At 65.9% G+C, this 8966-nt stretch carries 9 protein-coding genes and 1 pseudogene; 2 read left to right on the forward strand and 8 right to left on the reverse strand.

Going from position 1 to position 8966, the window contains the following annotated elements:
- From glpX to KGM94_RS20470, 4 genes and pseudogenes are all read right to left on the reverse strand, one after another.
- Nucleotides 1-112, reverse strand: a pseudogene (glpX, locus tag KGM94_RS20455) (fructose-bisphosphatase class II); the annotation flags it as partial.
- 140 nt (nucleotides 113-252) lie between these two features.
- On the reverse strand, nucleotides 253-1614 hold the full coding sequence (locus KGM94_RS20460) for a homoserine dehydrogenase (RefSeq protein WP_300263472.1): 1362 nt from the start codon (nucleotides 1612-1614) through the stop codon (nucleotides 253-255).
- 26 nt (nucleotides 1615-1640) lie between these two features.
- Nucleotides 1641-2861, reverse strand: a complete 1221-nt coding sequence (locus KGM94_RS20465; protein ID WP_300263473.1) for an LL-diaminopimelate aminotransferase — start codon at nucleotides 2859-2861, stop codon at nucleotides 1641-1643.
- Nucleotides 2862-3106: 245 nt separating this feature from the next.
- Nucleotides 3107-3391, reverse strand: coding sequence for a hypothetical protein (locus tag KGM94_RS20470; protein WP_300263475.1), 285 nt, complete (start codon nucleotides 3389-3391; stop codon nucleotides 3107-3109).
- A 241-nt stretch (nucleotides 3392-3632) separates the two neighbouring features.
- Here KGM94_RS20470 and phaC point away from each other — a divergent pair, with 241 nt between their 5' ends.
- Together phaC and KGM94_RS20480 are read left to right on the forward strand one after the other, a co-directional pair.
- Complete coding sequence (gene phaC / locus KGM94_RS20475; RefSeq protein ID WP_300263477.1) at nucleotides 3633-5438, forward strand: class I poly(R)-hydroxyalkanoic acid synthase; 1806 nt, start codon at nucleotides 3633-3635, stop codon at nucleotides 5436-5438.
- Nucleotides 5439-5501: 63 nt separating this feature from the next.
- On the forward strand, nucleotides 5502-5900 hold the full coding sequence (locus KGM94_RS20480; RefSeq protein WP_300263479.1) for an MAPEG family protein: 399 nt from the start codon (nucleotides 5502-5504) through the stop codon (nucleotides 5898-5900).
- An 81-nt stretch (nucleotides 5901-5981) separates the two neighbouring features.
- Here the strand turns inward: KGM94_RS20480 and KGM94_RS20485 are convergent, their stop codons facing one another.
- From KGM94_RS20485 to KGM94_RS20500, 4 genes are all read right to left on the reverse strand, one after another.
- Nucleotides 5982-6572, reverse strand: coding sequence for a class I SAM-dependent methyltransferase (locus KGM94_RS20485; RefSeq protein WP_300263481.1), 591 nt, complete (start codon nucleotides 6570-6572; stop codon nucleotides 5982-5984).
- A gap of 17 nt (nucleotides 6573-6589) precedes the next feature.
- Nucleotides 6590-7570: an N-acetyl-gamma-glutamyl-phosphate reductase gene (argC, locus tag KGM94_RS20490; RefSeq protein WP_300263483.1), complete on the reverse strand. Its 981-nt coding sequence runs from the start codon at nucleotides 7568-7570 to the stop codon at nucleotides 6590-6592.
- Nucleotides 7567-8247: an FMN-binding negative transcriptional regulator gene (locus KGM94_RS20495; protein ID WP_300263485.1), complete on the reverse strand. Its 681-nt coding sequence runs from the start codon at nucleotides 8245-8247 to the stop codon at nucleotides 7567-7569. The genes argC and KGM94_RS20495 overlap by 4 nt, the downstream gene beginning before the upstream one ends.
- Nucleotides 8248-8472: 225 nt before the next feature.
- Nucleotides 8473-8964, reverse strand: coding sequence for a DedA family protein (locus KGM94_RS20500; RefSeq protein WP_300263487.1), 492 nt, complete (start codon nucleotides 8962-8964; stop codon nucleotides 8473-8475).
- Nucleotides 8965-8966: the final 2 nt, after the last annotated feature.

The raw sequence follows: 8966 nt of genomic DNA on the forward strand, positions 1-8966 counted from the left end.
GTCCGCGCAGCCGCGCCGACGACACCGCGGCACGTTCCGTCACACGCACGATCTCCAGCGTGAGAATGCGCTCGAGCAGCAGTTGCGGCGGGACTGAAATGATCGACGACATGGGCACACTCCTTCAAGGCAGCTCGCGGACACCCCTGCCCGCATCAATTCGCATCATGCGCGCTCGATCCGCGCTCATTGGTTGGAGCATGATCCCATCGGAAAACCGCTACACACGTCTCCGGATCATGCTCTCGTTCTTCAGTTCTTCTCGATCCGTATCACCTGCGGCCGGCCGCTGATCACCTTGTCGCGCTGCACCGCCTGCAGCGCGCGGCGCACCGCGTCCTCGTGGGTCGCATAGGTAATCAGAATCACGGGCACCGGAGAAGCCTTGGCCGGAGAAGCCTTGGCCGAAGAAGCCTTGGCCGAAGAACCCTTGCCGCTCCCGCCGGGCACGGCCCCATTCGGATGGCGCTGCACGATCGACTCGATCGAGATTTTCTGCTCGGCGAGGCGCGTGGCGATCGCAGCCGCGGTCCCCGGGAAATCGCGCGCCAAGAGGCGAATGTAGTAGCCGCCCTCGTGCCGCTCCATCGGCGCCTTCTTGGTGTCGCGCAGCTGCGCGACCGGCCGGCCGAACGGTTTGGCGCGGATGCCGCGCGCGACGTCGGCGATGTCGGCGACCACGGCCGAGGCGGTTGCCGCCCCGCCGGCGCCCGGGCCCACCAGCGTGATCGGCGGAATGCCCTCGCCATCGATCGTCACGGCGTTGGTGACGCCCATCACCTGCGCGATCGAGGACGACTTCGGGACCATGGTCGGGTGCACGCGCTGCTCGATGCCCTTGGCGGTGCGCACGGCGACGCCGAGCAGCTTGAGGCGGTAGCCGAGATCGTCGGCGGCGCGAAGGTCTTCCGGCGCGATCGAGGAGATGCCTTCGACATAGACGGCGCCCTGCGCGACCTTGGTGCCGAAGGCAAGGCTGGCAAGAATGGCGAGCTTTTGCGCGGTGTCGTGGCCGTCGACGTCGAAGGACGGATTGGCCTCGGCATAGCCGAGCCGCTGCGCGTCCTTCAGGCAATCGGCGAAGGACAGGCCCTCCTGCTCCATGCGGGTCAGGATGTAGTTGCAGGTGCCGTTGAGGATGCCGTAGACGCGGTTGATCGAGGTGCCGGCGAGCCCCTCGCGCAGGGTCTTGATGATCGGGATGCCGCCGCCGACTGCGGCCTCGAAATTGAGCGCGCCACCGTGCTTCTCGGCGGTCCTGGCGAGCCGCAGGCCGTGCTTCGCCAGCAGCGCCTTGTTGGCTGTCACGACCGACTTGCCGACTTTCAATGCCGCCTCGACCGCCGAGAGCGCCGGCTCGCCGGACCCGCCCATCAGTTCGACGAAGCAGTCGACGCCGGGATGGGTCGCAAGCGCCAGAGGGTTTCTGACCCACTCGACGCCGCGCAGGTCGATGCCGCGCTTCCTGGCCTTCGAGCGTGCGGTGACCGCGACGACGCGCACGCCGCGTCCGCTGCGCGCAGAGAGCATGCGCGCCTGGGTTTCGATCAGGCGGACCACTTCGGCGCCCACGGTGCCGAGCCCCGCAATGCCCACTTTCAGGGGTGCGACCATAGGCTGAGAAAACCTGCCGGAAACGATTAACGCCGGTTGGCGATGGGAACGACGTTGTGCAACGTTTCGATGCCGCTTTCAAGGAAGCGGCGCACGCCGCGCGCGGCCTGGCGAATTCGCTGCTCGTTTTCCACCATGGCGATGCGCACATATCCTTCGCCATGCTCGCCGAAGCCGACGCCCGGCGAGACCACGACGCCGGATTTCTCCACCATCAAGGTGGCGAAATCCATGCTGCCGATCTCGCGAAACGCCTTCGGCAGCGGCGCCCAGGCGAACATCGAGGCCTGCGGCGGCGGTATCTCCCAACCCGCCCGGCCGAAGGATTCGACCAGGATGTCGCGGCGCTTGCGATAGGTCTCGCGCATCTCGCGGATGCAGTCGTCCGGGCCGTTCAGCGCCGCGGTCGCCGCGACCTGCACCGGCGTGAACGCGCCGTAGTCGAGATAGGATTTGACCCGCGCAAGCGCCGCGATGATGCGCTCGTTGCCGACCGCAAAACCCATGCGCCAGCCGGCCATCGAATAGGTCTTCGACATCGAGGTGAACTCGACGGTGACGTCCATGGCGCCCGGCACCTCCAGCACCGAGGGCGGCGGGTTGTTCTCGTCGAAATAAACCTCGGCGTAGGCGAGATCGGACAGGATCAGGATCTCGTGCTTCTTCGCGAACGCGACCAGATCCTTGTAGAAGTCGAGGTCCGCGACATAGGCGGTCGGATTCGAGGGATAGCAGACGACGAGCGCGAGCGGTTTCGGGATCGAATGGATGATCGCGCGCTCCACCGCCTCGAAAAATTGCGGCGTCGGCTCCGACGGCACCGAGCGGATCACGCCGCCCGCCATCAGGAAGCCGAAGGCGTGGATCGGATAGCTCGGGTTCGGACAGAGGATGACGTCGCCGGGCGCCGTGATCGCCTGTGCGACGTTGGCAAAGCCCTCTTTCGAGCCCAGCGTCGCCACGATCTGGGTATCGGGATTGAGCTTCACGCCGAACCGGCGGGCATAATAGGCCGCTTGCGCCTTGCGCAGGCCGCCGATGCCGCGCGAGGCCGAGTAGCGGTCGGTGCGCGGCTTGCCCAGCGTCTCCTTGAGCTTCTCCAGCACATGCGGCGGCGCCGGCAGGTCCGGATTGCCCATGCCGAGATCGATGATGTCGGCGCCCGCGTTCCGCGCGGCCGCCTTGGCCCGGTTGACCTGTTCGAACACGTAAGGCGGCAGGCGGCGGATGCGGTAAAATTCTTCCATGGGTCCAGACATTCGTTCTTGGGCTCCGGGCAACCGGCAGGGGCAGAATCGGCAGGCCCCTCATCGGACTTCGGCGGGGCGACCCGCTTCATCTGAAAATCGCTCCAGATCAATGACTTAGAGCAACTTCTGACGGGACCGCATGAGTCCCTTCACCCTGACTTTCGGTTGAATTGGCGTCTTTTTAGCACGGTGGCGCGGGCACGCCAGCAGCGATTGCCAGGCGACGGTCTATTTGCAACGGCCTATTTGGCGTTACCGCTGTTGCCGGCGGCGGCCGTAGCCTGGCGGTCGCGGGCGGCCATCAGCTCCGCCTCGATCTTGGCGCGCTGATCCGGCGGGATCGCCGTCTCGTCCCGGGCCGGCGGCAGGTCGTGCACCGGAAGATAGGTGCCGGCCTCCTTCGGCCGGGGCTGGGTGTCGGCCGTCGTCAGATCAGCAATCTGGCTGGAGCAGCCGGCGAGCGCGAGCGCCGCCAGCAGCGCACCGAGCGCAAGCCGCGTCTGTTGCCGGTTCAGTGATGCCAACACCCGAGGGATCCCCTGCTCGTCCCAGCCCGCGGCGGGTCCAGAGTACCCGCAGCGCAAACCATTGTCGCCCGAAATGATTAGAGACTGGACAACGGCAACTCCGACTGGACGCACTCGGTGCGGCCCGATTGTGTCAGAACCAAGAAACTTTGTCGCACCGCAACACGTGTTCGAGAGCGATTAACCTGAACCTGCGAGCTTCGCGGTGACGACGATGGAATGAAGCTATAGTGTTTCGCGCATGAGTACCGCCACGACCGAGACACCGACCGGGACGAAATTCGATGCGGAAGCCTTCGCGATGAACGTCGCGCGGGCGATGGAGAGCGGCGGCAAGGCGCTCGCCGCCTTCCTCAAGCCGCGCGAAGGCGGCGAGACGCCGGATCGCCCGCCGGCCGAGCTCACCGAGATGGTCAAGACGCTCACCTCGGTCGCCGAATACTGGCTGTCGGACGATGCCCGCTCGTCCGAGTTGCAGACGAGGCTCGCCAGGGACTATCTCGACCTCTGGGGCTCGGCGGTCCGCCGCATGGCCGGCGAGCAGGCCGCGCGGACGATCGAGCCCTCGGCGCGCGACAGGCGCTTCGCCGATGCCGAGTGGAAGTCGAACCAGTTCTTCGAATTCGTGATGCAGCTCTATCTGCTCACCACCCGATGGGCGCAGGACCTGGTGCGCGATGCCGAGGGACTCGATCCGCACACCCGCCGCAAGGCCGAGTTCTACGTCCAGCAGGTCACCAACGCGCTGTCGCCGTCGAACTTCGTCCTGACCAATCCCGAAGTGCTGCGCGAGACGGTCGCCTCCTCCGGCGAAAACCTGGCGCGCGGCCTGACGATGCTCGCCGAGGACATGGCGGCCGGCAAGGGCGTCCTGAAGATCCGCCAGTCCGATCCGGCGAACCTCGCGGTCGGCGTCAACATGGCGACGACGCCCGGCAAGGTGATCTACCAGAACGAGCTGATGCAGCTCATCCAGTACGAGCCGACCACGGAGAAGGTGCTGCGCACGCCGCTCCTGATCGTGCCGCCCTGGATCAACAAGTTCTACATCCTCGATCTCAAGCCGGAGAAATCCTACATCAAGTGGTGCGTCGATCACGGCATCACCGTGTTCGTGATCTCCTGGGTCAATCCCGACAAGAAGCTCGGCAACAAGGCCTGGGAAGACTACATGAGGGAGGGCCCGCTCGCGGCGATGGACGTCATCGAGAAGGTGACGGGCGAGTTGAAGGTCCACACCGCCGGCTATTGCGTCGGCGGCACCATGCTCGCGACCACGCTGGCCTGGCTTGCGGAAAAGCGCCGCCAGCGCGTGATGAGCGCCACGTTCTTCGCCGCCCAGGTCGACTTCACCCACGCCGGCGACCTGCTCGTCTTCGTCGACGAGGATCAGATTTCGCAGCTCGAGCGCGACATGAAGACCGCCGGCGTGCTCGAAGGCTCCAGGATGGCGATGGCCTTCAACATGCTGCGCTCCAACGACCTGATCTGGTCCTACGTCGTCAGCAACTATCTGAAGGGCCAGCAGCCCTCCGCGTTCGACCTGTTGCACTGGAATTCCGACGCCACGCGGATGACGGCGGCGAACCATTCCTATTATCTGCGCAACTGTTACCTGGAGAACCGGCTGTCCACCGGCTCGATGGTGCTCGACAACACCCTGCTCGACCTCTCCAAGGTCATGGTGCCCGTCTACAACCTCGCCACCCGCGAGGACCACATCGCGCCGGCCGAGTCGGTGCTCTACGGCTCGCAATTCTTCGGCGGTCCGGTGAAATACGTGCTGTCCGGCTCCGGCCACATCGCCGGCGTCGTCAACCCGCCGGCCTCCAACAAGTACCAGTACTGGACCAACGACGACATCAAGGACGTCACGCTCGCGCAGTGGATGAAGGGTGCCGAGGAGCACAAGGGCTCATGGTGGCCGGACTGGCGCGACTGGCTCGGCCACATCGATCCGGAGGAGGTTCCGGCGCGCGCGGTCGGCAGCGCGGCTTATCCCCCGATCGAGGATGCGCCCGGCAGCTATGTCCGGGTTCGCGCGTAGCGTAATCGCGCGCGCTTGTATAAGCTTCGCTCCCGCGACCACTGACAACGAGGGGACCGAGCTATGACGCGCGAACTGTTTTGGCTGACCTTGACGGTGATCCTGACCGGCATTCTCTGGATCCCCTACGTCCTCAACCGCTGCCAGGTTCGCGGCCTATCCGGCGCCATGGCCAACCCGTCGCGCAACGACAAGCCGCACGCGGAATGGGCGACCCGGCTGATGTTCGCGCACGACAATGCGGTCGAGAACCTCGTGATCTTCGCGCCGCTGGTCCTCATCCTCAACGCGATCGATTATTCCTCGAAATGGACGGCGCTCGCCTGCGCCGTGTATTTCTGGGCGCGCGTCGCCCATCTGATCGTCTACGCGCTCGGCCTGCCGGTGTTCCGGACGCTGGCCTTCACGGTCGGTTTCCTCGCGCAGGCCGTGCTGGCGCTGGCGATCTTCGGGGTGCTGTGAACTCGTGTCCCGGACGCGCTGCAACGCGTGAGCGCTGCGCTGCGTCCGGGGCACGGCGAAAAGCACCATTCGGCTTCGCTGTCACGCCGCCTTCCTCACCACGACGTGCAGCATCGTGGCCGGCGTATCGTCAAAACTCTTGATCACGCTGGTGTCGGAGGACAGCGCCGTCCACGCCCCCGCGCCGGCATAGGTCGCTTCCAGCCACTCCGGCGTGACGTAGCTGTAGTAGCGGCCCAGGCTGTCGCGCCCCTCGCCCTCGCCGACCTTGTAGCTCGCATAGAAGGCGCCCACCGGCTTTAGCGCGCGATGGATGCGGTTGAGGATGCCGCCGAGTTCCGCGCGCGGCACGTGCAACAGGCTGGCGCTGGCCCAGATGCCGTCATAGGCATCCCGCTCGTCGAGTTCGTCGAACCGCATGGCCTCGACGGGATGGCCGAGACGGTGCGAAGCGATCGCGGCCATCTCGGGCGAGCCGTCGGTCACGCGCACGGCAAAGCCTGCGGCGAGCATCACGGCGGCATGATTGCCTGCGCCGCAGCCGAGTTCGAGGATCGAGCCGCCCGGCGGCAGAAGCGCGAGAAAACCCTGCAACCGGCTGGATGGCGCTTTCGCCCAGCCCGCATAGGCCTCGGCGTTGCGCCGGTAGAATTGCAGCGTGTCCTCGTCCACAGGCGCCGGGCTCCCGCCTACTTCTCCGGCAATCCCAGCATCAGCCGCATGTTCTGCACGGCGGCACCGGAAGCGCCCTTGCCGAGATTGTCCAGCCGCGCGACCAGCACCGCCTGGCGGTACTTGTCGCTGGCGAAGACATAGAGCTCGAGCATGTTGGTCTCGTTCAGCGACTCCGGCTCGAGTCTTCCGCTCTTGGTCGCCTCGTTCTGAAGCGGCATCGCCTTGACATGGGTCGCGCCGGCGTAGCGTTTCGCCAGCGCCGCGTGTAGGTCGGCGCCACCAGGCTTGCCCGGCAGCGCATCGAGCTGCAGCGGCACCGAGACCAGCATGCCCTGGCGGTAGTTGCCGACCGAGGGGATGAAGATCGGCCGGCGCGTCAGCTTCGAGTAGAGTTGCATCTCCGGCAGGTGCTTGTGCTCGAAGCCGAGGCCGTACAGTTCGAAGGACGGCGCGCTGCCGTCCTCAAAGCTCTGGATCATCGACTTGCCGCCGCCGGAATAGCCGCTCACCGCGTTGATGGTGACGGGATAGTCCGGAGGCAGCAGGCCGGCATCGACGAGCGGCCGCAACAGCGCGATCGCGCCGGTCGGATAGCAGCCGGGATTGGAGACCTTTTTCGCGGTTCTGATCTTGGCGGCCTGGTCGGGCGCAAGCTCGGGGAAGCCATAGGCCCAGTCGGGCGCGACCCGATACGCGGTCGAGGCGTCCAGCACCTTCGGCGCGGAGGCGCCCATGCTGTCGACCAGCGCCACAGTCTCCTTCGCGGCATCGTCCGGCAAGCAGAGGATGACGAGATCCACCTCCGAGAGCAGCGCCTTCTTGGCGGCCGGATCCTTGCGCTTGTCCTCCGCGATGGTCTTCACGACGACGTCGCCCGCAAGCCGGAGCCGCTCGTTGATGCCGAGGCCCGTGGTGCCCGAGCCGCCGTCGACGAACACGGCAGGCTTGGTCGTAGCACCGGCGCTCCGGCTGTCCCTGGTATCGGCGAGGCTCATGGCGCGCTCCTTTCGGGCTTGGTCGTATCGTCGGCCAGGGTTTGATCGGCAAAGGCGTCCGGCCGCGTCTGCCGCATCAGTTGCGAAATCTGCCGGGCGTCGGCATCGCCGTCGTCCAGCGCGTTTGCGATCGCGGCGTAGTCGGCCTCGGACTTGTGCTGGTTGAGCTTGAAGCTGCCTTCGACCTCCTCGACCGTCATGACCAGACCCACGATCGCCTTCTTCATCGTCTGAAGCCGCCCCGTCGTCATCTTCCCTGACGTCCAGGGCTTCTTCGGCAACAGCCGGTTCTCGAACTTGGCGCTGAGCGTGTCGATCTGCACCGCCAGCTCATCATCCGACAAGAGCCGCACCGGCCCGCTCAGATGGACCGACTGGTAGAGCCAGGTCGGCACCTGATCCGGCGAGACGTACCAGTCCGGCGATACATAGGCATCGGGCCCGTTGACCGCGAGCAGCCAGGAGGTGGCGCCGTCCGCGAGCTTGATCAGCGGATTGTGACGGGCGACATGAAAAGCCGCCTGCGGCGTGCCGTCATCGGCGTAGCTCAGATAGAACGGCAGCGACGAGGCGATCGGCTTGCTCCCGTCGAAGGCGCAGACGGTCCCGAAGCCGCGCTGTTCCGCGAAGTCGAGGCTCGCGGCGCGGTCCTGTTTGAAGAACGGGGGTATGTACATCGTGGTCTCCTGCTGGGCCTCCTCGTGGGAGCCGCCGGATCAGATCGCGCTGACAGGAGAGAGAATGCCGCGGATCGGGTCCAGCGGCAAAGACGATGATCTCAAACGCGATCGACCGCCCAAACCGCAAGGCTGCGGCGGCGGCGACGAGCGAACGGAATGGTCGCGGCGTTGATCATGGGCGGGGGCTATAAGGCGAGACGGCCCGGACGTCAAGATTTGCCGTCACACCGTGCGCCAGAGCCATTCGGTGATCTTCGCGAGCACGTCGCCGAACAGCAAGAGCACCGCCGACCAGACCAGCGCGGAGACGAAATTGGCGATCTGGAAGCTCCAGTACGGCATCTCGAAGATGCCGGCCGCGAGCGGCACGGAGGCGCGCAAGGGGCCGAAAAAGCGGCCGATGAAGATGCTCGGCACGCCCCATTTCTGCACGAAAGCCTCGCCGCACGGCAGGATGTGGGGAAACTTCGAGAGCGGCCAGATCTGGGCCACCTGCTCCTTGTAGCGGAAACCGAACCAGTAGGAGACCCAGTCGCCGAGTGCGGCGCCGAAGCCGCCGGCAATCCAGACCGGATAGAAGCTGATGCCGCTCACGCCGATCAGCGCGCCGATCGCCACCAGCGCGCCCCAGGCCGGGATCAGCAGTGAAATGAAGGCCAGTGACTCGCCGAACGCGAGCAGGAACACGGTCGGTGCAGCCCAGGCCTGATGCACGC

This window comes from Bradyrhizobium sp. (assembly GCF_028868675.1).
Lineage (GTDB): Bacteria > Pseudomonadota > Alphaproteobacteria > Rhizobiales > Xanthobacteraceae > Bradyrhizobium.